The sequence below is a fragment of the Luminiphilus syltensis NOR5-1B genome (assembly GCF_000158175.1).
GTDB classification, from domain to species: Bacteria; Pseudomonadota; Gammaproteobacteria; order Pseudomonadales; family Halieaceae; genus Luminiphilus; species Luminiphilus syltensis.
In genome coordinates, this window is sequence record NZ_DS999411.1 from 931,705 (window position 1) to 958,328 (window position 26,624).

A 26,624-nucleotide genomic window follows, 5' to 3' on the forward strand; every position below is an offset into this window, starting at 1 on the left:
GGGCCCTTTATTTTCCAAGCCGGAGTCCGCGCAATGCCTTCCCGTTATGAACTCGCCAACGCCATTCGTGTGTTGAGCATGGACGCGGTCCAAGCCGCCAAAAGCGGGCACCCCGGTGCGCCAATGGGCATGGCCGACATTGCCGAAGTGCTCTGGAACGACCACCTAAAGCACAACCCCGCCGATCCCAAATGGGTGGATCGTGATCGATTCGTGCTGAGCAACGGTCATGGATCGATGCTGATTTACTCGCTACTGCACCTGAGCGGATACGATTTGCCGCTGGACGAATTGAAGCAATTTCGACAGTTGCACAGCAAAACCCCGGGTCATCCCGAGTACGGTTACGCGCCTGGTGTGGAAACCACAACGGGCCCGTTGGGTCAGGGGCTGGCCAACGCAGTTGGCATGGCGCTTTCCGAGAAAGTCCTCGCGGCCCAGTTTAACCGGGGCGAGCATCAAATCGTTGACCACCATACCTGGGTTTTTCTGGGCGATGGCTGCCTGATGGAGGGCATCTCCCACGAGGTCTGCTCGCTGGCGGGAACACTGGGTCTGGGCAAATTGATTGCGTTCTACGACGACAACGGTATTTCGATCGATGGCGAGGTAGAGGGCTGGTTTACCGATGATACACCCGCTCGCTTCAACGCCTATGGCTGGCAGGTCATCGCGGATGTCGATGGCCACGACCCAGCGGCCATCGAATCGGCCATCACCACTGCAAAAGCCGAGGACGGACGGCCCACGTTGATCTGCTGTAAGACCGTCATCGGTAAGGGCAGTCCAAACAAAGCGGGTTCTGAATCCTGCCATGGCGCGCCTCTCGGCGAAGACGAAGTCGCGGCAACCCGAGAGGCCCTCGGCTGGGCCCATCCGGCATTCTCGATTCCCGATGACATCTATGCGGGCTGGGACGCCGGTAATCGGGGTGCCGCCGCCCAGTCTGAGTGGCAGCGGCGCTTCGCCAGCTATAAAGGTGTCCACCCCGATCTCGCGGCGAGTTTCGAACGGCGCATGTGCGGTGACTTGCCGGATGATTTTGATGCGGGCATCGATGCCTATATCCGCCAGTGCGCAGAAGAGGGCGCCGATGTGGCATCGCGCAAAGCATCGCAACAGGCCCTGAACGCGTTGGGACCCATGCTACCCGAGCTGCTGGGGGGGTCGGCGGATCTTGCGGGTTCCAATCTGACACTATGGGCCGGTTCGGCTCCGCTGAGCAGGGATGACGCCAGCGGTAACTACGTTAATTATGGCGTGCGGGAATTTGGCATGTCGGCAATGATGAATGGGATTGCGTTACACGGGGGCTTCATCCCCTACGGTGCCACCTTTCTGGTGTTCATGGAATACGCCCGCAACGCGCTGCGTATGGCGGCGTTGATGCAGCAGCGAGCCGTGTTCGTTTACACCCACGACTCGATTGGTCTGGGCGAGGATGGTCCAACCCATCAGCCGGTCGAGCAGCTCACCGCCATGCGCAGCACACCCAATCTGTGCACCTGGCGCCCCTGCGATACCGTCGAATCTGCCGTCAGCTGGAAAATGGCGGTCAAGCGCGATACCGGCCCTACAGCCCTGGTATTTTCTCGGCAGGGATTACCCCACCAGATCCGCAGCGATGATCAGATCGCCAATATCGAGAGAGGCGGTTACGTACTGGTGGATGAAGCGAGTGAACTCGACGCCATTATTATCGCCACTGGCTCCGAAGTCGGTCTCGCCGTCGAAGCAGCGCAACAATTGACGGCGCAGGGCCGAGGAATTCGCGTGGTATCGATGCCCTGCGCAGAAGCCTTCAGTGGCCAGGACGCCATGTACCGCGAGTCGGTCTTACCCAGCGATGCCCTGGCACGGGTGGCGGTGGAGGCTGCACACACGGATTACTGGTACAAGTTCGTCGGCCTTGATGGTCGCGTGGTTGGCATGACCAGTTTCGGCGAATCGGCCCCAGCCGGCGCGCTGTTTGAACACTTCGATATCACCGTTGAAGCGGTGGTTTCCGCCGTCGAAGACGTCATCCTCGATTGAAATCGCAACTTGCCATCAATGGATTCGGCCGCATTGGCCGCACCTTCTTTCGGGTATTGCACCAGCGCGCCGACGCTGGTTCCGAATTGGAACTATGTGCAATTAACGAAATCGGGGACGCTGCCACCGTATTGCACCTCGCGCGCTACGACTCCACCCACGGCCGCTTTACCGGCGCGCTTGAGGGCAATGATGGTGCGCTCATCGTCAATGGGCGCTCAATTGCCCTGACCCATCAGCCCGACGTGGAAAAGCTACCCTGGGCGCAACACGATATCGACCTGGTGCTTGAGTGCACCGGCGCTTTCACCGACCGCGCCACCGCCGAACTACACCTGAGCGCAGGCGCCCACCGCGTCCTGTTTTCCCAGCCAGCCAAAGCCAACGTGGATGCGACCATTGTCTGGGGCATTAACAACGAACAGCTCCAACGGGACCAGCTGATCATTTCCGCCGGATCCTGCACTACCAATGCCATTGTGCCGGTATTGGATGTACTGAATAAGCAGTTGGGCATTACGGCAGGCACTATCACCACCATCCATTCGGCAATGAATGACCAGCCCGTACTCGATGCTTACCACCATACCGACCTTCGGAAAACACGCGCCGCCTCGCAATCGATAATCCCGGTGGATACGGCGCTGGCCGTTGGTATACAGCGCATCCTGCCTGAGCTTTCGGGTAAGCTCACCGCTCATGCGCTGCGGGTGCCAACGCTTAACGTCTCGGCGATCGATCTTGCGGTCTATACCCGTGAGCCCTGCTCCGCGGAGACCGTGAACGATATATTGCAAACGGCGTCCGCAGGCTCACTGAAGGGGATTCTCGGCTTTACGACCGAGCCGCTGGCTTCCTGCGACTTTGCCGGTGAGGCCTGCTCCGGTGTGGTCGATGCCAGCCAAACCCAGGTGAGCGCCGACCACCTGGTCAAAGTGCTGGTCTGGTTTGATAATGAATGGGCCTATGCCAACCGCCTGGTGGATATAGCGCTGGCGCTGCATCGTATGAATGCCAACGGAGACCGCAATCCATGAAGCATATGGCCGACCTCAACCTCGACGGCAGGCGAGTGCTGATTCGCGAAGACCTCAATGTCCCTATTGCCGACGGCGTTATCTCGAGCGATGCCCGCCTCGTGGCCGCAGCGCCCACACTGAAAATGGCTCTGGACGCCGGTGCCGGTGTTCTGGTGATGTCGCACCTGGGCAGGCCCACTGAAGGCGAATTTGATGACCAATTCTCAATGGCACCGGTAGCCACTCGGCTTGGAGAGCTGATTGGCCGGCCGGTCACGCTGATCAAAGAGTGGAAGCAGGCAGCGATAGTACCTGGATCGATCGCACTGCTGGAAAATGTTCGTTTCAACGTGGGCGAGAAGAGTAACGATGAGGCACTCGCCAGGGATTACGCGGCACTGTGTGATGTGTTTGTCATGGATGCCTTCGGCACGGCGCACCGGGCGCAGGCGTCGACCCATGGGGTGGCGCAGTTTGCGAAAGAAGCGTGCGCCGGGCCTTTGCTGGTGTCCGAGCTCGACGCACTCGAGAAGGCACTCGCCGCTCCGAGACCACCCATGGTGGCTATCGTGGGGGGCTCGAAGGTATCAACCAAGCTCGACGTACTTGAGCAACTGGCCGAAAAATGCGACGCGCTGATTGTTGGCGGTGGCATTGCCAATACTTTTTTGGCGGCAGCGGGTTACCCGGTCGGTCAGTCGCTCTGTGAACACGAGTTGCTCGATACCGCGCGCCGCCTGATGGATAAAACCCGAATACCCCTGCCTGTCGATGTCGTCACTGCCAAGCAATTCAGCGCTGATGCGCCGGCCGTGACCAAGCTCGCCGCAGAAGTCGCCGAGGACGATATGATCCTCGATATTGGCCCCAGAGCGGCAGCCACTATCGCCGAGCAGCTAAAAGGGGCCGGTACCATTTTATGGAATGGCCCCGTCGGCGTTTTTGAATTCGATGCCTTTGCGAAGGGTACCCGCGCAATCGCCGAAGCCGTCGCCGACAGCGACGCCTTCTCACTCGCCGGCGGTGGCGATACGCTCGCGGCGATTGATGCCTTCGGTATTGGTGACCGGGTTTCCTATATCTCTACCGGTGGCGGCGCCTTTTTGGAATATGTCGAGGGCAAAACGCTACCGGCGGTAGCGATCCTGGAAGACCGCGCGCACAATTGAAAACCCTGGAGGAATTGAAATGGCTTTGATCAGTCTCAGACAACTACTCGACCACGCCGCAGAGCACCAATACGGGGTGCCCGCGTTCAACGTCAATAACCTCGAGCAGACCCGAGCCATTATGGAAGCGGCCGATGCCACCGACTCTCCGGTCATCATGCAGGCGAGTGCCGGAGCGCGGAAGTACGCCGGAGCCCCCTTCCTGCGGGCGATGATGGAAGCCGCCATGAATGAATTCCCGCACATACCCGTGGTGGTCCATCAGGACCACGGCACGTCCCCGGCCGTCTGCCAGCGCTCAATCCAGCTCGGCTTCAGCTCGGTCATGATGGACGGTTCACTGGGCGAAGATGGCAAAACACCCACCGACTACGCCTACAACGCGCGGGTTACCAGGGCGGTGGTTGATATGGCACACGCTTGCGGCGTCTCCGTCGAGGGGGAGATCGGCTGTCTCGGATCACTGGAAACCGGCGAGGCCGGAGAAGAAGATGGCATTGGCGCCGAGGGCAAACTGACCCTCGACCAAATGCTCACAGACCCCGAGGAGGCGGCCCAGTTTGTCGCCGACACCGGCGTCGATGCACTGGCCATTGCCTGCGGTACCAGCCATGGCGCCTACAAGTTTACCCGTCCGCCCACGGGCGACATCCTCGCCATTGATCGAATCAAGGAAATCAACCGGCGCATACCGAATACCCACCTCGTCATGCACGGCTCCTCAGCCGTGCCCCAGGACTGGCTGCAAATTATCAACGCCAACGGCGGTGAAATACCCGAAACCTACGGCGTGCCTGTCGAACAGGTGGTAGAGGGCATCAAACACGGAGTACGTAAGGTCAACATCGATACCGATTTGCGCCTGGCCGCCACCGGCTCGATCCGGCGCTATCTGGCCGAGCACCCTGCAGAATTTGACCCACGCAAATACCTGGGCGAAAGCCTGAAGGCGATGCGCGACATTTGCATCGCGCGTTATGAGGCGTTTGGCACCGCGGGACAGGCACACAAAATCAATCCGATGTCCCTCGAAGGTGTTCAAGCCGCCTACGACAGCGGCGCACTCTAACGCCCGCCGCGATGACCTTTCTTTCGCTTCACTGCAGATCTCAGGGATCATCGCGCTCCCCGCACAGGCTTCGTGTATCACATTGTACCTGGCTCCGGCGGCTCAACCCCCGCTTTACTCGAGCAGCTTGAGCTGCTCGCCGGGCTCGATCGGCACCGGTGTACCAGGCGGCCCACGCGTCGACGCTCCAGCAAGCCGGTCGACTGCTGCACTGCTTCGGTGTTCATCCCACGGATAGGGCAGTGGCCACTTACGGTGCTTCAATGAAGACGCCGCCATTAACTCTGCCATCGATCAATCAGAACAACACCCGACAGCGCAGTGTGCCCTCGATCGCCCGAAGCTGTGCCAGTGCACGCTCAGAGTATTCCGAATCCACATCCACAACGACATAGCCAATATCGTTGATCGTCTGCAAATATTGCGCGCAGATGTTAATACCGCTCTCTGAGAAGATCCTATTGAAGGCGCCCATCACACCCGGCACATTTCGGTGCACGTGTAGCAACCGGTGCTGGTCATCGTGCTCGGGCAACGCGACTTCAGGGAAATTAACTGCGGACAAGGTCGTGCCGTTATCGCTGTAGCGGGTGAGCTTTTCAGCCACTTCGGTGCCTATATTGGCCTGGGCCTCAACCGTGCTGCCGCCAATATGGGGCGTAATCAACGCGTTATCGATGCCGCGCAGGGGCGATACAAATTCGTCGTCGTTGGATTTGGGCTCCACCGGAAATACATCAATCGCGGTACCCAGCAAATGACCGGATGTCAGCGCCTCGGCCAGAGCATCGATATCCACCACATTGCCCCTCGATGCATTGATCAGGATGGCACCGGCCTTCATTGCCGAGAGCTCGCTAGGACCTATCATATTGGCGGTAGAAGGCGTCTGGGGCACGTGCAGGCTAACCACATCGGCGCGACCGAGCAGGGTGTCGAGCTCGGGTATCTGCCGGGCATTTCCCAACGGCAACTTCGCCACCGAGTCGTAAAACTCGACAACCATACCCAGGCCTTCAGCAATCACACCGAGCTGCATACCAATATTACCGTAACCGACAATACCCAGGGTTTTCCCGCGAACTTCGAAGGAATTGGTCGCACTTTTCATCCACTGTCCACGGTGGGCGGCCGCGTTCTTGGCCGGGATGCCCCGCAGCAGCAGAATCGCCTCCGCAATCACCAGCTCCGCCACCGACCGGGTATTGGAGTAGGGTGCATTGAATACGGGAATGCCCCGCGATGCGGCGGCCTCAAGATCAACCTGGTTGGTACCGATACAGAAACAACCCACCGCGACCAGCTTATCCGCGGCAGCGAACACGTCCTCCGTGAGCTGCGTGCGCGAGCGTATCCCTACAAAGTGGGCGCCGGCGATGGCTTTTTTTAGCGCGTCTCCCGAGAGTGCCTTGTCATGGGTCACCACATTGGTATAGCCGGCACTTTGCAGCCGGGTCACCGCCGAGGGATGAATGCCCTCGAGCAACAGGAACTTGATTTTGTCTTTGTTGAGCGAGGTCTGGCTCACGGTAATTCCTCGGATTCGCGGCAATAGAGTCTCGCGGTACAGGCGCCATCGGCACGTTTAGACCGGGGCGCACCCACGAAGGGCGGCGATGTTACCATGGCCTGCGCAGGTAAATGCGTCATTATGGCCGCTATCACCCCACAGGATTAACACATGTTCACCGCCTCCAACGAGCTGCTCGACGCGCTGCGGCAACAGCTGGGTCCCGATCAGATACTCACCGACGCCGATTCGCTGACCCATTACGGTCGCGACTGGACCCGTTTTGCGGAGCCCGCACCGAGCGCGATCGTGCTGCCGAAGACGATTGAGCAGGTACAGCATATTGTTGCGGTCGCGCGCCGCTTCGAGGCGCCGCTGGTACCCTCGGGTGGGCGCACCGGGTTGAGTGGTGGCGCGGTAGCCGCCGCCGGCGAACTGGTAGTCGCCATGGACCGAATGAATACCCTCTCGGACGTGAACCTGACCGAGCGCACACTGTGCTGCGGCCCCGGCGTGATTACCGAGCAGATACAGCAGCGCGCCGGTGATGCCGGGCTGCATTATCCGGTGGATTTTGCCTCCAGCGGCTCCAGTCAGATCGGCGGCAATATCGCCACCAACGCCGGTGGCATTCAGGTGATTCGCTACGGCATGACACGGGAGTGGATAGCCGGGCTCAAGGTCGTCACCGGCACCGGCGAGTTACTCGACTTGAACCGGGGACTCGTCAAGAACAATACGGGCCTTGATCTGCGTCATTTGATGATTGGTTCCGAGGGCATTCTCGGCCTGATTGTCGAAGCGACGGTTCGACTCTGCACTCCGCCCCGAAATCCCCAGGTAATTGTTCTGGGACTCCCTGACATGGAGTCCATCATGCAGGTACTGGCCGCCTTCCAGTCGGAAATCGACTTGCTGGCCTACGAGTTTTTTTCCGAGCTGGCGCTGCAAAAAGTCGTTCAGCAGCAGGGGTTGCAGCGCCCGTTCAACGAGGTCACACCCTATTACGCGCTTCTTGAATTCGAGCATCTCGGAGAGGATACCGAGGCGCAGATTCTTATGATAGTTGAGCGGTGCATGGAGTCGGGCTGGGTCGCCGATGCGGTCATGAGTCAGAGTGTCGCGCAGGCTCGCGCCCTTTGGCGCCTGCGGGAGGATATCTCCGAGACGCTATCCCACTGGACACCCTATAAAAACGATATTTCAACCACGGTAGCCAAGGTCCCGGGATTTCTCGCCGCCGTCGAGGAGATTGTCGACCGCCATTATCCCGACCTTGAGGTAGTTTGGTATGGACACATCGGCGACGGCAACCTGCACCTGAATATTCTCAAGCCCGAGAGCGTACCCATGGATGAATTTCAGGCGCGCTGCAAAACGGTATCGGCGGAAATCTTTACCGAGATTGCGGCCCAGGGCGGAAGTATTTCCGCCGAGCACGGCGTGGGGCTTTTGAAGCGTGACTTTTTACGGTACTCGCGCAGCGAGGCGGAGATCGGGCTGATGCGGAGTATCAAGGCGGCATTTGACCCGGATAACATCATGAATCCGGGTAAAGTGTTCCCCGCTCAGCCATCCGCGGAGTAAAACCCGACTATCGGGTCAGGGATCGAACGCCGTCAGGTGTTCCGAGTAACAGTTCGTCCGCGGCGCGCAGGGCGAATAAACCATTGCACACAACTCCGGGAATATCATTGAGTTGACCTTCGAGGGTCAGGGGCTGGTCGATTAACAGATTGAAGACGTCGAGTATAACATTGCCATTGTCGGTGACTACGTCCTCGCGCCAGACCGGCTGACCCCCGAGTGCGACAATTTGGCGAGCCACATAACTTCGTGCCATGGGAATAACCTCCACCGGCAGGGGAAACGCGCCGAGGGTGGGTACCAGCTTGCTCTCGTCGGCGATACAAATGAACTGCCTGGAAGCCCCCGCAACAATTTTCTCGCGGGTCAGTGCCGCGCCCCCGCCCTTGATCAGCTGGAGATCCGCATTGGCCTCATCGGCGCCGTCGACGTAGATATCCACTTCACCCACGGCATTGAGATCCGAAACCGGGATATTCATCTCGCGAAGCAGCGTACTTGAACGTTCCGAGCTGGACACCGTGGTATCGATGCGCGCTCGCAGCGGACCCAGGAGCTGAATAAAGGCCTCCGCTGTACTACCCGTGCCAATACCCAGCACGAGATCATCGTTATGCAGCGCGGCAACACGCTCAATCGCCGCGGCAGCGACCTGGGCTTTTAACTGGGCTTTGTCCAAGGGCTGTTCACTCAATCTTAAGATAGGCGTGATTATACACCGCGGCTTCCATCAAAATATTTTGATAAAAGACAAAGGCGCTGGTAATCTGTGCCGATGTCCAATGTCAACACTGTTACCCCCCTGCCCATGCGCCCCGCGGCGGGGCAAAAATCTGCTGTCGATTATCCGAGCCTGTTCAAGGCACTCGGCGATGCGTTGCGGCTGAATATTTTGCGGGTATTGCATGGCGACTCCTTCAGCGTATCCGAGCTGTGTGATGTGTTTGATCTCAGACAGAGCGCTTTAAGCCACCATCTCAAAGTCCTGGTCGCCGCCGATCTGCTGGTCAGGCGCCGCGAGGGCACGGCTATTTTCTATCGCCGGCAGGTGCCCGACGGGCCCGACAAAGCATTATTACAGGCGGTTTATGCGGCTCTTGACGACGTCGCTCTCGATGAAGAACTGGTGGATAGCCTGGCAAAAGTGCACCACCAGCGGGAGCTCAACTCGCTGAATTTCTTTCGCGACCACCTCACCCAGTTTCGCGAAAACAGGGAAATGATCGCGTCCTACAGCGACTATGCCGACGCCTCGCTACACCTCCTCGACACGCTGGCGCTGGCCGACGACGCCTCGGTACTGGAAATCGGCCCCGGAGAGGGCGACCTCCTCCCCGCACTTGCCGAGCGCGTTACAAACCTCACTGCGCTGGACAACTCCCCGGCGATGCTGGATATCGCCCGCACCAAAATCGACCCCGGTTTGGCGGTCACGTTTATCGAGGGGGATATCGGCGCCGGCGCCCTCGCAGACCAGTGCTTCGATGTCGTGGTAGCCAATATGGTGCTGCACCACACGCCCCACCCCGAGAAAGTATTCGCCGCGTCTGCAGCACACCTGAAGCCAGGGGGCGCATTGATCATCAGCGAACTCTGCGCCCATGACCAGGCGTGGGCACGGGAGCACTGCGGTGACCTCTGGCTGGGCTTTGAACCCGCACAGTTGTCACATTGGGCCGAGGGTACCGGTCTTACCGCCAGCGCCGAAGTATTCATCGCCCAACGAAACGGCTTTCAAATCCAGGTCCGGTTGTTTCGCCGGTCCGAATCTACTGGAGATTTAAAATGAGCGAGTACTCACTATTTACTTCGGAATCGGTATCCGAAGGTCATCCCGATAAAATGGCCGACCAGATTTCAGACGCCATTCTAGACAGTATTATCCGGGATGATCCCGACGCGCGGGTGGCTGTTGAGACGCTGGTCAAGACTGGGATGGTAGTGGTCGCCGGAGAAGTGACCACGGATACCTACGTCGACCTCGAGGAAGTGGTCCGCAGAGTGGTCACCGGTATTGGCTATACCAGCTCCGACGTGGGCTTCGACGGTGAATCCTGCGCCGTGCTCAATGCGATCGGCAAACAATCCCACGACATTGCGGTAGGTGTCGACGAGGACGACAGCAAGGAACAGGGTGCCGGTGACCAGGGTCTTATGTTCGGCTACGCCAGCAGCGAAACCGATGTTCTGATGCCAGCCCCCATCTACTACTCCCATCGCCTTGTGGAAAAGCAGGCGGAGTTGCGGAAAAACGGAACGCTGCCCTGGTTGCGGCCCGATGCCAAAAGCCAGGTGTCCCTGCGTTATGGCAGCGACGGTAAGCCAATCAAGGTTGACGCGGTCGTACTCTCGACCCAGCACGATCCCGACATTTCCCAGGCTGATATCCATGAGGCGGTGATGGAGCACATCATCAAGCCCGTTTTACCCGCCGGGTGGCTGCACGGGGATACCCGCTTTCACATCAACCCTACCGGGATATTCGTAATCGGCGGCCCGGTGGGTGATTGTGGCCTGACCGGACGAAAAATCATCGTCGATACCTACGGCGGTATGGCGCGCCATGGTGGTGGCGCGTTCTCCGGCAAGGACCCTTCCAAGGTGGATCGCTCCGCCGCCTACGCCGGGCGCTATGTCGCTAAAAATATTGTGGCGGCCGGACTTGCCGAGCGCTGCGAGATTCAGGTCTCCTATGCCATTGGGGTGGCTGAGCCGACCTCCATTTCGGTCAATACGTTTGGCACCGGAGCGATCAGCGATGAGCAGATCGTTGCGCTGGTACGCGACCATTTCGACCTTCGACCCAAGGGCATTATCGACATGCTCGACCTCAAGCGACCGATCTACCAGGCCACGGCAAGCTATGGCCATTTCGGTCGCAATGACGACAACTTCACCTGGGAGCGCACCGATCGTGCCGATGCACTGCGAAGCGCCGCCCACTAAATTTTCCAAACACGAAATCCACGCAACCGACCAAGGACGCGAATCATGAATACCGCTGTAAACACTGCAAATTTTACTGACTACAAAGTCGCCGATATCAGCCTGGCCGACTGGGGACGCCGAGAACTCGAGATCGCCGAAAGCGAAATGCCCGCACTGATGGCACTGCGCGAACATTTCCGGGGCGAGCAACCCCTTGCAGGTGCCCGTATTCTCGGGTGCATCCACATGACCATACAAACCGGGGTGTTGATCGAGACCCTGGTGGCGCTCGGTGCTGAGGTCCGCTGGTCCTCCTGTAATATTTTTTCCACGCAGGATCACGCCGCCGCCGCCATTGCAGGTGCCGGTGTCCCGGTGTTCGCGTGGAAGGGTGAGACCGAGGAAGAGTACGAATGGTGTATCGAGCAAACCATTCTTAAAGATGGCCAACCCTGGGATGCCAATATGATCCTCGACGATGGTGGCGACCTGACCATGATGCTGCACGACAAGTACCCGGAGATGCTCGATAACGTCCACGGGATTACCGAAGAGACCACCACCGGCGTACACCGCCTGTACGAGATGCAGGCCAAGGGACTGCTTAAAGTGCCGGCAATCAACGTTAACGATGCGGTCACCAAGTCAAAGAACGACAACAAGTACGGGTGTCGCCACAGCCTGAACGATGCCATCAAGCGAGGCCTGGATCATTTGCTCTCTGGAAAGCGGGCGCTGGTCATCGGCTACGGCGATGTGGGCAAGGGCTCTGCCCAATCGTTGCGCCAGGAAGGAATGATTGTTCGAATCACCGAAGCCGACCCGATTTGCGCCATGCAAGCCTGTATGGACGGCTTTGAAGTCGTATCACCCTTCATCGATGGGGTGAATGATGGCACCGATGCTTCCGTTGACACGCAACTCCTGGGCAGCACAGACCTGATTGTCACCAGCACGGGTAACTACGATGTCTGCAACGCCGCCATGCTGCGAGCGCTGAAATCGACGGCGGTGGTCTGCAATATTGGCCACTTTGATAACGAGATCGACACCGCTTACATGCGCGAGCACTGGGAGTGGGAGGAAATCAAACCCCAGGTTCATCGCATCTATCGCGACCGCGCACAGAATGATTATCTGCTGCTGCTCTCCGAAGGGCGTCTGGTTAACCTCGGGAATGCCACCGGCCATCCCTCGCGGATCATGGATGGCTCTTTTGCCAATCAGGTGCTGGCGCAGATTCACGTTTACGCCAAGAAGTTCGCCGACCTTCCCGCCGAGGAAAAAGCGGCGGCGATTACCGTTGAAGTACTGCCCAAGCACCTCGATGAGCAGGTTGCTGCCTTTATGGTGCAGGGTTTCGGTGGTGTGATCACCAAGCTCACCAGCGAACAGGCGGACTATATCGGTGTCGATGCCAATGGCCCGTTCAAGCCGGATAGCTACAAGTACTGAGGACACGCCGATGACCAGTAACCAAGAGGTCAGCCTCGAGTTCTTCCCGCCAAAAACAGAGGCGGGGAGAGTGAAGCTTGTCGAACAGACACTGCCGGCGCTCGCCCCACTGGCTCCCGAGTATTGTTCGGTGACCTATGGGGCCGGCGGGTCGACTCGGGAAACCACCGTAGGGGTTGTTGACGGTCTCCAGCGGGAGGGTCAGGACGTGGCCCCTCATCTCAGCTTTGGTGCCGACGACGAAGCGGCGATGGCTGCATTGCTTGAGCGCTATCGAGAGATGGGGATTTCTCGATTGGTCGCCCTGCGCGGGGATATTCCATCGGGTATGGGTGGTGGCGGCCACCTCGTCCATGCCAATGAACTGGTGGATTTCATCCGTCGGCACAGCGGTGACCACTTCTCGATTGCCGTGGCGGCTTATCCGGAAATCCACCCCCAGGCAAAGAGCTACGAGACCGATATTTTTTACCTCAAACAAAAGCTCGACGCGGGGGCTGACAAAGCCATTACCCAGTTCTTTTTTAACGTCGACAGCTACTTTTACTTTCTCGATCGCTGCCAGGCCGCGGGGATCGAGCAGCCGATTCACCCGGGAATCATGCCGATCGTCAACTTTACCAACCTCGAGCGATTCGCCGGCAGTTGCGGCGCGGAGATTCCACGGTGGATCCGTCAGCGGGTAGCGGGTTTCGGCGACGACCAGGAGAGTGTGCGCAAGTTCGGCATCGAAGTGGTGACCCAGATTTGCGCCACCCTGCAGGAAAGTGGTGCGCCCGGGGTGCATTTTTACACCATGAATCAGGTAGAGCCGACACTGACCATTGCCGCTAATCTGGGACTGATCGATACCCCGTAATGCGGACCCCTCGAATATTTGCCGATTTACCGCTTGCACAGGGGGCAGAGTTTACGCTCCCCGACAACGCCAGCTTGCACATAGGCCGGGTTCTGCGTCTGGATTCCGGCCAACCCCTGACTGTATTCAACGGCGACGGCGAGGATTACCACGCGACCATCACCACAGTGACAAAACGCAGTGTCAGCATCGAGGTGCATTCGGTAGCAACCAATGGGACGACCTCTCCACTGGAGGTAGAACTGGGGCTGGCGCTGTCAAAGGGCGATCGATTTGATTGGGCCGTTCAGAAAGCCACGGAGCTCGGGGTTGCCCACATTACACCGCTGGTCAGCGAACGGGTGGAAGTACGGCTGAACCCCCAGCGGGAGGAGAAAAAACGCACCCATTGGCACAACATTGTTATCAGTGCCTGTGAACAGTGCGGACGCAGCACCCTCGCGGGGGTATCATCGCCGACCCAGCTTAGGCCGTGGCTTGAACGCGTCGAGGCACCCCTGAAATTGGTGCTCGATCATCGCAGCGCGACGGCGCTTCCCGAAGAAAAACCGGACCGCGTCGCATTACTGATCGGTCCCGAAGGTGGCCTGACCGAGAGTGAGCTCGAGCTTGCGGAGGCATCCGGGTTTCAGCGCCTGCAACTCGGACCCCGGGTGCTGCGTACCGAGACGGCGCCGGTTGTCGCACTATCGGTTCTGGGCAATCGCTGGGGCGACCTCCAGACCTGAGGGAAGCGTACGACGCTTTCTTGATACCATGCTTGATACCATGGGCCACGTCGAGCTATTCGTGGCTTGCGGCTGGCGAGGCTACCTCGTAACGTACAATCTCCCATCAATTGAGGACAACACCTTGAGTCGTCGCGTCGGCGTAGTAATGGATCCCATCGCCGGGATCAATTTCAAAAAAGACACTACCCTGGGACTGCTGTGGGCCGCCCGGGATCGCGGTTGGTCACTCTTCTATATGGAACAACGTGATTTGTTTATCGACGCCGGTGTGAGTCGGGCAATGATGCGCCCACTCCAGGTATTTGACGATCCCAACAACTTTTACGCGCTTGATGAACCCGCAAACCGGGAGCTCGCGGAACTCGACGTCATCCTCATGCGAAAGGATCCGCCTTTCGATATGGAATTTTTTTACACCACCCACCTACTCGAGGAAGCGGAGAGCAAGGGAACGCTGATCGTCAATCGTTGTGAGAGTTTACGAAACTGCAATGAAAAGTTGTTTGCGACCCACTTCCCCCACTGCTGTCCGCCGCTTCTGGTGAGTCGAGACCCGGAACGCTTGCGTGGCTTCCACGGGCTGCACGGAGACGTTATTTTCAAGCCGCTGGATGGTATGGGCGGCAGTAATATTTTCAGGGTTAAACCCGACGACCCCAATTTAAGTGTCATTCTCGAGTCACTCACCCAGCACGGGAGCGAGACCATCATGGCGCAGAAATATCTGCCGGAGATCTCGGACGGCGATAAGCGGATTCTGATGATAAACGGTACGCCTGTGCCCTGGTGTCTGGCGCGCATCCCGCTCGCCGGCGAGACCCGGGGTAACCTCGCGGCGGGTGGAAACGGTCGGGTACAACCACTCAGCGAGCGAGATCAATGGATCGCCGAGCAGGTCGGTCCGGCTTTACGCGAGCGGGGCCTTTTCTTTGTCGGACTCGATGTTATCGGCGACTACCTCACGGAAATCAATGTGACCAGCCCCACCTGCCTGCGCGAGATCGAGCGCGAGGCCTCTCCCGATATCGCGGGATCACTGATGTCCTGTATCGAAACGGAGTTGGGATCTCTTGGCCGTTAGTGGCCTTGCCAACGTCATTGAGGATCCAATCTGGCCATCGGCGATTGCCGCTGCTGCCCTTCATTTGCTGGTTATTTTTGGGATCGGCTTTAACTTTATTACCAGCGATGAGCCCGAACGTCGGCAAATCGCGGTCACTCTGGCGCTGACACCGTCAACCGCAGCACCGCTCGATGCCACCCATATCGCCGCCAATGACCAATTCGGGGATATTGCAGCGAGCTATGCAGCGAAGCAGCGCCCAACCACCACCGTAGCCATCGCCGCCGAGCCCGGGGGCTCTGTGGGTAACGGCCCGACAAGTGCCGACGCGCTTCGTGCGCAAATCGATGAGCTGGAGCGGGAGGTAATGGCCCTATCCGACGCCAATACGCCGTCAAAAGCACGTATTGGCCAGGTCGCTGCGCGACGTGCGCTGGATGCTGATTATCTGGCGCGCTGGCGCGCCCGGGTTGAGCGGGTGGGAAATACACTCTACGGCGGTGAGCGTTATCGCACCAATGGTGACGTTCGCCTGCTGGTGACGGTTGCCGCCAATGGGACACTACTGGGAATCCGTATTCTTGCTTCCTCCGGCAATGGCGACCTTGACCGCGCTGCGATCCAGACGGTTCAGCAGGCGGCACCCTTCCCCGCCTTTCCGGCGGCACTGCGCGCGCAAACCGATCGCCTTGAAATCGTACGGACCTGGCAATTCCGCGAGCAGCAAACGAGCGACGCCAGCTAATGCCTGCCCGCCAGCAACCGCCGAGACCCCCGCCCAGGCAGCAGCGCATCGGAGATTCTTTACGCGGCCAACTATTGATTGCGACACCCGCGCTGAATGTGGGCTTTTTTGCACGCTCGGTAACCTACCTATGTGAGCACGGCGAGGCAGGCGCCATGGGCATTGTCATCAATCAGCCTCTGGATTTATCCGTTGTTGATATCCTGGAGCACCTGGAGATTATCGCCTCCGGATCGCTGCTTGAAGAGCCAATCCTCGCCGGTGGGCCGGTCGATGTCGATCACGGGTTTGTATTGCACAGTGCCGAAGGAGAGTGGGATGCGTCGCTCGAGGTCACAGCGGGGATCTGCATGACCACCTCACAGGATATTCTGGCCGCGATCGCTCATGGAGCCGGCCCTAAAAAGCGCCTGATAGCATTGGGCTACGCGGGCTGGGGACCGGGCCAACTGGAGGCCGAGCTGGCCAGCAACAGCTGGATAACCGCACCCGCCTGGGAAGATATTCTTTTTTCAGTCCCCGCCGGGGAACGTCTCAATGCAGCGTCGCAAACACTCGGGTTCGACATCAATCTGATGACCAGCGAATCGGGGCATGCATGAATGACTCCCCGATTACGGTAATGGGTTTTGATTATGGCCTGCGTCAAATCGGCGTAGCGATTGGCAATACGCTTTTGGGCCAGGGCAAACCGCTGGCGATCGTCACTGCACGAGACGGCAAACCGGACTGGTCGCAGATCGAACGCCTGATCGGCGAGTGGCAACCCGACCACCTGGTTGTGGGTAAACCACTGAATATGGATGGTAGCGATAGCGAGATGGGCGCTCGCGCGGCCAAGTTCAGCCGACAACTGAACGGTCGTTTTGCGAAACCCGTCGATCTGGTCGATGAACGCCTGACCTCACGGGAAGCGAAAAGTCAGTCCCGGGATCGTGGTCATAACGGTAACTACACTACCGACCCCATCGATGATGAGGCGGCGGCGCTGATCCTCAATACCTGGTTCGAGCTTCACATGCCCCGCTGACGCGTACGCTCCACTTCCAGATCCAAATCGGCGCCGTCGCGATAGGCGCTCTGACCGCGCTCATGCAGTTTGATTTGAAGTCGAACATCATTGCCTGAATCCGCGTTCCGTTCAGCCTGTTCGTCGGTAATAAGGCCTTTTTTATAGGCCTCCACAAGGCTTTGATCAAAGGTTTGCATACCCAGTTCTGTGGAGCGCTCCATCAGCTCCTTGATCATGTGCACTTCGCCCTTCCGGATGTGATCCTGTATCAAGGGTGTCGACAGCAACACCTCAATCACGGGCGTTCGGCCATCGCCGTCACGACGCGGTAATAGCTGCTGCGCCACCATGGCCTTCATATTAAGCGAAAGATCCATCCAGACCTGTTTTTGTTTCCCTTCAGGGAAGAAGCTCTGGATTCTGTCGAGCGCCTGGTTGGCATTATTGGCGTGCAGTGTACACAGACACAGGTGGCCGGTTTCGGCGAAGGACAACGCGGCCTGCATGGTTTCAGCTGTACGAACCTCGCCGATCATGATGACATCGGGTGCCTGACGCAGCGTGTTCTTCAAGGCCACCTCGTAGGATTCCGTATCGATACCCACTTCCCGCTGGGTCATGAGACAGCCTTTGTGGCTGTGTATAAACTCGATGGGATCCTCGACCGTAATGATGTGGCCGTGACTATTGCGGTTGCGATAATCAATCATTGACGCCAGCGACGTGGATTTACCGGTACCCGTACCACCCACGAAAATCACCAAACCCCGTTTGATCATCGCCAGCTTTTCAATAATGGGCGGGAGATTGAGATCCTCAATCGAAGGAATCTCCGCACTGATGCGACGTAGTGCAAGGCCAGGCAGGCCACGCTGGATAAAGGCGCTTGCGCGGAAGCGGCCAAATTGATCATCGTTGATGGCGTAATTACATTCGTGGTGCTCACGGAACTCGCGGCGCTGTACATCGGAGAGCGTTCCGTCAATCAGAGCACCCACCTGCTCTGCACCAAGCACCTCCTCATCGAGCTTTATCAGCTCGCCATCGACCTTGATGACGGGCTCTGAGGCCACCGTGAGAAAGCCATCGGACGCACTGCGATTCACCATTACTTTTAAAAACTGCTGTATATCCATGGTCTATCTCCCGTGGTCGTCCTCAGGCAATAATACTGTCCGGCTGACGCGCCTTTTCACGTGCGACTTCAACCGAAATCAATTTTTTGTCCACCAGGTTCTGCAAACTTTGGTCGATGGTCTGCATGCCGATCGATTGGCCGGTCTGAATCGCCGAGTACATCTGCGCCACTTTATCTTCGCGAATCAGGTTACGAATCGCCGAAGTCCCGCGCATGATCTCAAAGGCAGCAATCCGGCCACCGCCGCGCTTCTTGAGCAGGGTCTGCGAAATCACGGCCTGCAAAGATTCCGACAGCATCGATCGAACCATCGACTTCTCGGCGGCAGGAAAGACATCAATAATCCGGTCAATGGTTTTGGCCGCCGATGTCGTATGCAAGGTACCGAACACAAGGTGACCCGTCTCTGCAGCGGTGAGTGCCAGCCGAATAGTCTCCAGATCCCGCATCTCGCCGACCAGAATAATATCGGGATCTTCCCGCAGTGCGGAGCGCAAAGCCTCGGAGAATCCCAGCGTATCGCGGTGTACTTCTCGCTGGTTGACCAGGCAGCGCTTACTCTCGTGAACAAATTCAATCGGATCTTCGATGGTCAGAATGTGGTCGTAGCGGTTGTCGTTGATAAAATCGACCATCGCGGCGAGGGTGGTCGATTTACCCGATCCGGTGGGTCCCGTGACCAGACAAAGCCCTCGGGGCAGGAGTGAGACATCCCTGAATACCTGGGTCAGGCCCAGATCATCCATGGTCTGCACTTTTGACGGAATCGTCCGGAACACCGCACCGGCGCCGCGGTTCTGATTGAACGCGTTGACCCTGAAGCGCGCAACACCGGGGACCTCAAAGGAGAAATCGGTTTCCAGGAACTCCTCGAAGTCCTTGCGCTGCTTGTCGTTCATGATGTCGTAGATGAGGTCATGAACCGTCGTGTGCTCAAGCGGTGGAATATTGATACGCCGAACATCGCCATCCACCCGGATCATCGGGGGCAGCCCCGCTGACAAGTGCAGATCCGATGCGCCTTGCTTGGCGCTAAAGGCAAGCAGCTCAGTAATATCCATAGATAGCGTTTCCTCATCGTTGGCCGCGCACGGCGCCCGCTTCCAGTATCATGTCATTATGGACGCCCGAGAGATAGCCACGAATGTATCAAAAGTTCGAGATCGCATCGCCGATGCCGCCGCAGCGGCAGGCCGTGATCCCGAGTGTGTCGCCCTACTGGCTGTCAGTAAGACCAAGCCTGCCGCGATGGTGCGGGCGGCCGCTGAGGCGGGGCTTCATGCCTTTGGCGAAAACTATCTTCAGGATGCGGAAACCAAGATAGAAGAACTGCGGGACCTGGGCCTCGAATGGCACTTCATCGGCCCCCTACAGTCAAACAAGACGCGGACCATCGCCGCCAATTTCGACTGGGTCCACAGTGTGGACCGGCTGAAAATCGCGCGACGACTCAGCGAGCAGCGCCCTGAGGCGCTGGGACCTCTGAATATTTGCCTGCAGGTGAATATTTCGGGTGAACCGAGCAAGTCCGGCGTGCTTCCCGGCCAGGTCCCCGACCTGGCTGCCACCGTAGCGTCACTGCCCGGTATCACACTGCGCGGACTGATGGCGATACCGGCACCCGAGACCGACCCGGTAAAGCAGCGGCAGCCCTTCGCCGCACTACGGCATTTGCTGGAATCCCTGTCCGACTCGCTGCCCCACCTCGACACACTGTCGATGGGAATGTCTTCAGACCTCGAGGCCGCCATTGCCGAAGGGGCCACCATTGTTCGCGTGGGTACCGACCTGTTCGGTGCCCGCCAATAACGGGCTCAAACACAGGCGTAGCCGCCCTGATACGCTGATCAGCGCTATACTCACCGCCTTCACGATCGAGGAATCAAGCCCCATGGCATCACAACACGGCGACGCATCACGAATTGCTTTCATCGGCGGCGGCAATATGGCCCGGGCGATCATTGGCGGGCTGTTGGCAAAAGGCAAGCCCGAAGACACGATTGCCGTCGCCGACCCGTCACCCGACGCGCAGCGCGCACTGGTTGAAATGGGCGTCACGCGTACGGTGGACGATGCGGGGGCGATAGTGAGCGACGCCGACCTGATAGTACTGGCGGTCAAGCCGCAGATCATGCGAGCGGTGGCTTCCGGATTCAGGGGCACCATACCCGAGGGTACCGTCGTCATGTCTATCGCAGCGGGTATCAGTGTCAAAGCGCTCAAATCCTATCTCGGCGAGGACGTCGCCATTGTGCGCTGTATGCCCAATACGCCGGCTCTGGTGGGCCGCGGTGTGGCAGGACTGTACGCCGATGCGGGCGTCAGTGCGTTACAGCGCGATCTCGCCACGGACGCCATGGCAGCGGTGGGCAGCACGCTCTGGGTCGACCACGAAACCGATATCGATACCGTAATTGCCGTATCCGGAAGCGGCCCCGCCTATTTCTTTGCCTTCATGGAGGCGATGATTAACGTCGCCGTAGAAATGGGTATGGACCGAAAAACCGCTACCGACCTGACATTGCAGACCGCGCTGGGCGCCGCCACCCTGGCGAGCTCGGTGGAGATATCGGTGTCTGATCTCAGGCGCAACGTCTCAAGTCCGGGAGGCACCACCGAGCAGGCCGTGAAGGCCTTTCAGGAGGGCGGACTGGAAACGCTGGTGCGCGAAGCGATGCTCGCCTGTAAGTCACGTGCCGAAGTCATGACCAAGGAGCTCGAGTAATTATGGGAGCCACCACCGAGATTGGTATCTACCTGATACAAACCGTTACGTCGCTGTACCTGATACTCATCATCCTGCGGCTGATTCTTCACGCGTCGCGGGCTGATTTTTTTAACCCCATATCCCAGTTTATCGCCCGGGTTACCAACCCGCCGCTGCGGGTTCTCAGGCGCGGCTTACCCTCGTCAGGCCGAATCGATCTGTCTTGCGTCGCGTTAGCCCTGCTGGTTCAGAGTCTCGGCATCGCCCTGACCTTGCTCCTGATTGGCTACATGCCCCCCAATCCCGCCATTATTATCCTGTGGTCATGTGTTGGGATTCTTGGCCTGTTGGTTAACACCTATTTTTTTGCGCTGCTGGCAATGATTATCCTAAGCTGGGTAGCCGCAGGCAGCCGTCATCCCGCCATTCTCCTTATTTATCAAATCACCGAACCCGTGATGGCACCGTTTCGATCGCTGCTGCCCAACTTCGGCGGCCTGGATTTTTCACCGATACTGCTGTTTATCCTCATCAATGTTCTGCAAATTGCCCTGCGCCATATGGCTGTTGCCGTTGAGCTCCCGGCGCGGTTGGTCATTGGGCTTTAAACCATGACAGGCGTCGACTCTGCGGGCAGTGTTGGCCTGGTTATCCCTTTTGTAGAGGTGTTCGAAGAACCTTTAACCCTGGCCTGTGGGCGAACGCTTGATCGCTTTGAGCTGGTGCTGGAAACCTACGGGGTGCTCAACGCTGACGCCAGCAATGCCATTTTGATCTGCCACGCGCTCAGCGGCAATCATCACGCCGCCGGATTTCATTCCAGAGACGAGCGCAAGCCGGGGTGGTGGGACGTGGCTATCGGCCCCGGCAAAGCTATCGATACGGACCGCTTCTTCGTGGTGTCGGTCAACAATTTAGGCGGGTGCCACGGGTCTACCGGCCCCGCCAGCATCAATCCCGCAACAGGGTCGCCCTGGGGACCCGACTTTCCCCAAATACAAATTGACGATTGGGTAGAATCACAGCGACGCCTCGCGCAACGGCTGGGTATTTCGCGATGGGCCGCGGTAATTGGCGGCAGCCTGGGCGGTATGCAGGCACTGCAGTGGGCGGTCAGCTATCCCGATTGGCTTGACCACTGTGTAGTCCTCGCGTCAGCGCCTCGCCTCTCGGCACAGAATATCGCGTTCAATGAGATTGCTCGTCACGCCATTCTGTCAGATCCCGATTGGCTGGACGGCCATTACTACCAAAACGATCGTATTCCGGAAAAGGGGCTGGGCCTGGCACGCATGGTAGGCCACCTGACCTATATGTCGGCCGACGGTATGAGTGACAAGTTTGGCAGGGAGCTGCGTGAGGGTTCGCTGGGTAGCGAGGAGAGTGACGCGGTAGTCTTCCAGGTAGAGAGTTATCTCCGCTATCAGGGCGCTCAGTTTTCTACCCGCTTTGATGCCAACACCTACATGCTGATGACACGGGCGCTCGACTTTTTTGATATCAGTCGTGACCACGATGGAGACCTGCGCCGGGCGCTCGCCAATACAACCGCGTCGTTCCTGGTACTGTCATTCTCCAGTGATTGGCGCTTCTCACCGGCACGGTCCCAGGAACTGGTCGACGCACTGCTCGCTGAAGGCAAACCCGTCACCTACGCTGATATTGAAGCCAATGAGGGGCATGACTCGTTCCTCATTGATGTTCCAGGTTATCTGCCTTTGTTCACCGCCTATATGGCTCGGGTAGGGTGCTGATGCGACTGGATTTGACCCAAATCAAGCGCTGGATTCCCAAGGGTAGTCGGGTGCTTGACCTCGGTTGTGGCGATGGCGAGTTTCTCGCCGAACTCGAGCACGAACTCGAAGTGAGCGGTACCGGTCTTGAGATCGACCTGCATAATCTCAGCGAAGCGGTTGCCAAGGGACTGAGTGTGGTTCAGCAGGACATGGATGCCGGCCTGCCCAACTTTCCCGACAACAGCTTCGACACCGTCGTAATGGCACACGCCCTACAGGTGCTGCACCGGCCCCATCGCGTGCTTGAGCACATGGTGCGCATCGGCGGCGAGGCCATCGTCACCTTCCCCAATTTTGGCCACTGGCGATGCCGTCTGTACCTGGGTCTTCGCGGACGAATGCCAGTCTCCAAGGTGATGCCTTATAGTTGGTATGACACACCCAATATCCACTTCTGTACCGTTAAGGACTTTGAACACCTGTGCGACTCCCTCGACATCGAACTAATTGCCAAGGACACCGTGGGCGGTGGCAGCTCGCAAATACTGGCTCGCCTCTGGCCCAATGCCTTTGCAGTCACCGCCATCTATCGCCTGCGGCGGCGCGGTGGCTAGCGCCCCTCCTCCTGCTCTGGGCAACCGCCGGCGTCGCCCAGCAGAGCGAGCGTTTTGATCGTTTTGAGCTGCATCGCAGCGTGGTTTACACCACCTTCCTCACGGCTGACATCGCCGCGCAGTACGGTATTACGCGCGGCGACAAAAAAGCCATTCTGACCTTGTCGGTGCGCGACGCAGAAGCGGGCGAGACCGCGGGTCGGCCCATGCAGATTGAAGGCGAAACCTGGGATTTAATCCATCGCTCGACGCTGGACTTCGAGGAAATTCGCGAGGGCGATGCCACCTATTACATCGCGCCTTTTAAGTTCATCGACCGCGAGTGGCGTTTCTTTGAATTCAGCTTTAAGCCGGAAGGTGCGGACACCCGCTATCGCTATAAGTTTAAAACCCAGCTGTGGCTTCAGGATTAAGGTGGCGAGCCCCCATCCGACGCACCGGGCGGTGCTCGCCAGTGGCAATCGCGGCAAGCTCGAAGAGTTGCAATATGCCTTACAGGACCTCGGCTGGGAGCTGGTTCCCCAGGGGAACTTAAACGTCGACGACGCCGATGAAACCGGCCTCACCTTTGTCGAAAACGCGCTGATAAAAGCGAGACATGCCGCAGAGATAACGGGCTTACCCAGCATCGCCGATGACTCAGGGCTGGTAGTCCCGGCGCTCGATGGGCAACCCGGTATCTATTCCTCACGCTACTCCGGCGAAGGCGATATCGGCAACAATCGAAAACTACTGACGGCAATGTCGGGGCTCAGTGGTGACTCCCGCCGTGCCTGGTTTGTCTGCGTACTGGTTTTTTTGCAGCACAGTAGCGATCCGTCACCGATTATCGCTGAAGGTACCTGGCTGGGACGGATTGCCAGCGAGCCCCGGGGCGATCAGGGCTTTGGTTATGATCCACTCTTTGTGCCCGACCACACGTCCCGGCATGCGGCCGAGTTGAGCCCGGCTGAAAAGCGTGCCACCAGCCACCGCGGGCTGGCCGTCGACGCACTGAAACGTCTTCTTGAACAGCGAGCTTGACCCCCCGCCGCTGGCGCTCTATGTGCACATACCCTGGTGTGAACGCAAGTGCCCCTACTGTGACTTCAATAGCCATGAGGGTTTCAAACCCGACCTGGAACCCGTCTATGTCGCCGCGCTGCTTGCCGATATTGAGGCGCAGGAACAATGGATCGATAGCCGTCCCATTGCCTCGATTTTTATCGGCGGCGGAACACCGAGCCTGTTCAGCGCCGACGCCATCGGCAAACTACTCGATGGCGTAGCCAGGGTTGCACACCTGCCGGCAGGGACTGAGATTACCCTCGAGACCAACCCAGGTAGTGCGGAAGCGTCCCGCTATATCGGGTACCGCGCGGCCGGGGTGAACCGCCTGAGCATTGGCGTACAGAGCTTTGACGATAAACAATTAACCCGCCTGGGCCGAATTCATACGGCGTCAAATGCCAGGCTCGCGACGGAGCTTGCGCGAAGCGCCGGATTCGATCGCTTCAATATTGACCTGATGCATGGATTGCCGAATCAATCGGTCGAAAGTGCCCTTGATGACCTCAACCAGGCCTTGGCCTGCGGCGGCGACCACCTCTCCTGGTATCAGCTAACGATTGAGCGCAATACCGAATTTTTCAAACGCCCCCCGATCCTGCCGCAGGAGAAGGCGCTAGGGGACATTCAGGAGCGCGGTGAAGCGTTGTTACTCGGCCAGGGCTTTGAACAGTATGAAGTGTCGGCCTTCGCGCGACCCGGGCAGCAATGCCACCATAATCTCAATTACTGGCAGTTTGGTGACTATTTGGGGGTTGGCGCTGGTGCCCACGGCAAAATCACGGATAGCACCGGTATTTTGCGTACCCAGCGTACCCGGCTGCCGCGGGATTACCTCCAGTCCATCAAGGATCAGGCGCCACCGAAACAAACACGGGTTGCGGCATCTGATTTGGCCGGAGAATTCATGATGAACGCACTGCGCTTGCGGCAGGGCTTCAGTACGGACTTGTTGCTTCAACGGACCGGGCTTGGGACTGGCAGCGTCAACGAAACGCTGCGATCGCTCGAGAGCAAAGGCCTTATCGCGATAGGTGACTCAAACATCAGCGCCACCGCACTGGGGTGGCGTTTTCTCGACGACGTAGTCGGCGAATTTTTCGACGCTTAAGGCCGTTTTTCGAACAGCAAATCCCAAACGCCGTGTCCGAGCCGGGCACCGCGACGCTCGAACTTCGTTTCCGGTCGATACTCAGGCCGTTCGCAATAGCCACCTTGCGCCGAGCAATTCATCAGCGCGGATTCGCCTTCCATTACCTCGAGCATATGCTCCGCATAAGGCTGCCAGTCCGTGGCCAAATGCAGGATCCCGCCAGTGCGGAGCCGTGTCGCCGCCATGGCAATAAACTCGGGCTGGATGAGGCGTCGCTTGTGGTGCCGCTTTTTGTGCCAGGGGTCGGGGAAAAAGATGTTGATCCCGTCGATGGAGCACGGCGCAATACACTCCCCGAGGACCGCCACCGCATCCGCTTCATAAACCCGCAAGTTGTCCAGCTTCAGGGTCAGTGCGTCGGCCAGCAGGCGACCCACTCCGGGTCGGTGCACCTCAACCCCCACAAAATTGGTGTGTGCATCGGCCTCCGCCATTTGGCGCAGCGAATCACCCATGCCAAAGCCTACTTCCAGCACACGCCGGCCCGAATGGGGAAACGCGCGATCCCAATCAAGAAGACCATCCTCCGGATCCAGCCCGTACCGGGGCCAACCGACCTCCAGCGCCCGGCGCTGACCCTCAGTAAGCCTGCCGGCACGGAGTACGAAGCTGCGGATGGGCGGATGGGCTGCGTGGGGCTTGGGATCGCTCATGACGCCGGCGCCCGCTGGCGAATCGCCGCGACGGCAATGGCCGCCCACCCCAGTATCAGGGCCGCGCCGCCGAAGGGCGTGATGGCGCCCAACCAGCGCTCTCCGGTCAGTACCAGCGCGTATAACGAGCCTGAAAAAATGAGGATACCTCCGCACCAAAGCCACTGCGTCCAACGCAGCGCACCCGGAAGCGGTACCACCCAGGAAAACAGCGCTAACGCGAATAACCCGAGCGCATGCAGCAGCTGGTAACGGGCAGCGGTCTCCCACACTTGCAGATATTCAGGCGCGACCGTCTGTTGCAATGCGTGCGCACCGAACGCGCCTGCGATGACTCCGGTAGCGCCAAAGAATGCCGCCAACAGCAGGGGCCAGCGGCGCCGGGCTTCAGTCAT

Annotated in this window: 29 protein-coding genes; 22 read left to right on the forward strand and 7 right to left on the reverse strand. The window is 58.6% G+C overall.

The window, feature by feature from the left end; genetic code table 11:
- The first annotated feature begins 33 nt into the window (after positions 1-33).
- From tkt to fba, 4 genes are read left to right on the forward strand one after another with little or no spacing between them, the layout of a single operon-like run.
- On the forward strand, positions 34-2,034 hold the full coding sequence (gene tkt, locus NOR51B_RS04145; protein ID WP_009019373.1) for a transketolase: 2,001 nt from the start codon (positions 34-36) through the stop codon (positions 2,032-2,034).
- Positions 2,031-3,071 (forward strand): type I glyceraldehyde-3-phosphate dehydrogenase, encoded by a 1,041-nt coding sequence (locus NOR51B_RS04150; protein WP_009020350.1) that lies wholly within the window; start codon positions 2,031-2,033, stop codon positions 3,069-3,071. Before tkt ends, NOR51B_RS04150 begins: the two co-directional genes overlap by 4 nt.
- Entirely contained in the window at positions 3,068-4,222 is a 1,155-nt protein-coding gene (locus NOR51B_RS04155) for a phosphoglycerate kinase (protein ID WP_009019836.1), read from the forward strand. The genes NOR51B_RS04150 and NOR51B_RS04155 overlap by 4 nt, the downstream gene beginning before the upstream one ends.
- A gap of 19 nt (positions 4,223-4,241) precedes the next feature.
- The gene (fba, locus tag NOR51B_RS04160; protein WP_009019819.1) at positions 4,242-5,291 is read left to right on the forward strand and encodes a class II fructose-bisphosphate aldolase; all 1,050 of its coding nucleotides are present in this window, start codon (positions 4,242-4,244) and stop codon (positions 5,289-5,291) included.
- Between the two features lie 114 nt (positions 5,292-5,405).
- Here fba and NOR51B_RS15365 read toward each other — a convergent pair whose 3' ends face one another.
- Together NOR51B_RS15365 and serA are read right to left on the reverse strand one after the other, a co-directional pair.
- On the reverse strand, positions 5,406-5,582 hold the full coding sequence (locus tag NOR51B_RS15365) for a hypothetical protein (protein WP_009018860.1): 177 nt from the start codon (positions 5,580-5,582) through the stop codon (positions 5,406-5,408).
- 7 nt (positions 5,583-5,589) lie between these two features.
- Positions 5,590-6,819, reverse strand: a complete 1,230-nt coding sequence (gene serA, locus NOR51B_RS04165; RefSeq protein WP_009020434.1) for a phosphoglycerate dehydrogenase — start codon at positions 6,817-6,819, stop codon at positions 5,590-5,592.
- 153 nt (positions 6,820-6,972) lie between these two features.
- Here serA and NOR51B_RS04170 point away from each other — a divergent pair, with 153 nt between their 5' ends.
- Positions 6,973-8,388, forward strand: a complete 1,416-nt coding sequence (locus tag NOR51B_RS04170) for an FAD-binding oxidoreductase (protein WP_009021146.1) — start codon at positions 6,973-6,975, stop codon at positions 8,386-8,388.
- A gap of 7 nt (positions 8,389-8,395) precedes the next feature.
- On the opposite strand, the gene rpiA is transcribed toward NOR51B_RS04170, so the two are convergent.
- Positions 8,396-9,067, reverse strand: a complete 672-nt coding sequence (gene rpiA / locus NOR51B_RS04175; RefSeq protein WP_009021713.1) for a ribose-5-phosphate isomerase RpiA — start codon at positions 9,065-9,067, stop codon at positions 8,396-8,398.
- Between the two features lie 96 nt (positions 9,068-9,163).
- On the opposite strand from rpiA, the gene NOR51B_RS04180 reads away from it, so the two are divergent.
- The 9 genes from NOR51B_RS04180 to ruvX all read left to right on the forward strand — a co-directional run bounded on the left by NOR51B_RS04180 (position 9,164) and on the right by ruvX (position 17,199).
- Positions 9,164-10,177, forward strand: a complete 1,014-nt coding sequence (locus NOR51B_RS04180; RefSeq protein ID WP_154647596.1) for an ArsR/SmtB family transcription factor — start codon at positions 9,164-9,166, stop codon at positions 10,175-10,177.
- Positions 10,174-11,334, forward strand: coding sequence for a methionine adenosyltransferase (gene metK / locus NOR51B_RS04185; protein WP_009019174.1), 1,161 nt, complete (start codon positions 10,174-10,176; stop codon positions 11,332-11,334). The genes NOR51B_RS04180 and metK overlap by 4 nt, the downstream gene beginning before the upstream one ends.
- Before the next feature lie 45 nt (positions 11,335-11,379).
- Positions 11,380-12,771: an adenosylhomocysteinase gene (gene ahcY, locus NOR51B_RS04190; RefSeq protein WP_009019652.1), complete on the forward strand. Its 1,392-nt coding sequence runs from the start codon at positions 11,380-11,382 to the stop codon at positions 12,769-12,771.
- Between the two features lie 10 nt (positions 12,772-12,781).
- Positions 12,782-13,630 carry a methylenetetrahydrofolate reductase [NAD(P)H] gene (gene metF, locus NOR51B_RS04195; RefSeq protein WP_040481752.1) on the forward strand — a complete coding sequence of 283 codons (849 nt, stop codon included), beginning with the start codon at positions 12,782-12,784 and terminating at the stop codon, positions 13,628-13,630.
- A complete protein-coding gene (locus tag NOR51B_RS04200) occupies positions 13,630-14,358 on the forward strand; it encodes a 16S rRNA (uracil(1498)-N(3))-methyltransferase (protein WP_009018985.1) in 729 nt (242 codons plus the stop codon). The genes metF and NOR51B_RS04200 overlap by 1 nt, the downstream gene beginning before the upstream one ends.
- Before the next feature lie 124 nt (positions 14,359-14,482).
- Positions 14,483-15,442, forward strand: coding sequence for a glutathione synthase (gene gshB / locus NOR51B_RS04205; protein ID WP_040482335.1), 960 nt, complete (start codon positions 14,483-14,485; stop codon positions 15,440-15,442).
- Positions 15,432-16,169, forward strand: coding sequence for an energy transducer TonB (locus tag NOR51B_RS14830; RefSeq protein ID WP_009021021.1), 738 nt, complete (start codon positions 15,432-15,434; stop codon positions 16,167-16,169). The genes gshB and NOR51B_RS14830 overlap by 11 nt, the downstream gene beginning before the upstream one ends.
- Positions 16,169-16,771 carry a YqgE/AlgH family protein gene (locus NOR51B_RS04215; protein WP_009019356.1) on the forward strand — a complete coding sequence of 201 codons (603 nt, stop codon included), beginning with the start codon at positions 16,169-16,171 and terminating at the stop codon, positions 16,769-16,771. Before NOR51B_RS14830 ends, NOR51B_RS04215 begins: the two co-directional genes overlap by 1 nt.
- Entirely contained in the window at positions 16,768-17,199 is a 432-nt protein-coding gene (gene ruvX / locus NOR51B_RS04220; RefSeq protein ID WP_009021424.1) for a Holliday junction resolvase RuvX, read from the forward strand. The genes NOR51B_RS04215 and ruvX overlap by 4 nt, the downstream gene beginning before the upstream one ends.
- Here the strand turns inward: ruvX and NOR51B_RS04225 are convergent.
- Complete coding sequence (locus tag NOR51B_RS04225; RefSeq protein WP_009019068.1) at positions 17,184-18,317, reverse strand: PilT/PilU family type 4a pilus ATPase; 1,134 nt, start codon at positions 18,315-18,317, stop codon at positions 17,184-17,186. The two genes, ruvX and NOR51B_RS04225, sit on opposite strands and share 16 nt — an antisense overlap.
- Positions 18,318-18,339: 22 nt before the next feature.
- On the reverse strand, positions 18,340-19,380 hold the full coding sequence (locus NOR51B_RS04230; RefSeq protein WP_009021116.1) for a type IV pilus twitching motility protein PilT: 1,041 nt from the start codon (positions 19,378-19,380) through the stop codon (positions 18,340-18,342).
- A gap of 58 nt (positions 19,381-19,438) precedes the next feature.
- On the opposite strand from NOR51B_RS04230, the gene NOR51B_RS04235 reads away from it, so the two are divergent.
- The 8 genes from NOR51B_RS04235 to hemW all read left to right on the forward strand — a co-directional run bounded on the left by NOR51B_RS04235 (position 19,439) and on the right by hemW (position 25,534).
- Positions 19,439-20,128, forward strand: a complete 690-nt coding sequence (locus NOR51B_RS04235; RefSeq protein ID WP_009019630.1) for a YggS family pyridoxal phosphate-dependent enzyme — start codon at positions 19,439-19,441, stop codon at positions 20,126-20,128.
- Between the two features lie 82 nt (positions 20,129-20,210).
- Positions 20,211-21,044 (forward strand): pyrroline-5-carboxylate reductase, encoded by an 834-nt coding sequence (gene proC, locus NOR51B_RS04240; RefSeq protein ID WP_009020254.1) that lies wholly within the window; start codon positions 20,211-20,213, stop codon positions 21,042-21,044.
- 2 nt (positions 21,045-21,046) lie between these two features.
- Positions 21,047-21,634, forward strand: a complete 588-nt coding sequence (locus NOR51B_RS04245) for a YggT family protein (RefSeq protein WP_009019736.1) — start codon at positions 21,047-21,049, stop codon at positions 21,632-21,634.
- A gap of 3 nt (positions 21,635-21,637) precedes the next feature.
- On the forward strand, positions 21,638-22,780 hold the full coding sequence (metX, locus tag NOR51B_RS04250) for a homoserine O-succinyltransferase MetX (protein ID WP_009019246.1): 1,143 nt from the start codon (positions 21,638-21,640) through the stop codon (positions 22,778-22,780).
- Positions 22,780-23,376, forward strand: a complete 597-nt coding sequence (gene metW, locus NOR51B_RS04255; RefSeq protein WP_040482338.1) for a methionine biosynthesis protein MetW — start codon at positions 22,780-22,782, stop codon at positions 23,374-23,376. Before metX ends, metW begins: the two co-directional genes overlap by 1 nt.
- Positions 23,377-23,387: 11 nt before the next feature.
- Entirely contained in the window at positions 23,388-23,789 is a 402-nt protein-coding gene (locus NOR51B_RS04260; protein ID WP_081444005.1) for a DUF4426 domain-containing protein, read from the forward strand.
- Position 23,790: 1 nt separating this feature from the next.
- Positions 23,791-24,399: an RdgB/HAM1 family non-canonical purine NTP pyrophosphatase gene (gene rdgB / locus NOR51B_RS04265; RefSeq protein WP_154647597.1), complete on the forward strand. Its 609-nt coding sequence runs from the start codon at positions 23,791-23,793 to the stop codon at positions 24,397-24,399.
- Entirely contained in the window at positions 24,383-25,534 is a 1,152-nt protein-coding gene (gene hemW / locus NOR51B_RS04270; RefSeq protein WP_009019151.1) for a radical SAM family heme chaperone HemW, read from the forward strand. The genes rdgB and hemW overlap by 17 nt, the downstream gene beginning before the upstream one ends.
- Here hemW and trmB read toward each other — a convergent pair.
- The gene (trmB, locus tag NOR51B_RS04275) at positions 25,531-26,229 is read right to left on the reverse strand and encodes a tRNA (guanosine(46)-N7)-methyltransferase TrmB (RefSeq protein WP_009019253.1); all 699 of its coding nucleotides are present in this window, start codon (positions 26,227-26,229) and stop codon (positions 25,531-25,533) included. The two genes, hemW and trmB, sit on opposite strands and share 4 nt — an antisense overlap.
- The gene (locus NOR51B_RS04280) at positions 26,226-26,624 is read right to left on the reverse strand and encodes a DUF423 domain-containing protein (protein ID WP_009018885.1); all 399 of its coding nucleotides are present in this window, start codon (positions 26,622-26,624) and stop codon (positions 26,226-26,228) included. The genes trmB and NOR51B_RS04280 overlap by 4 nt, the downstream gene beginning before the upstream one ends.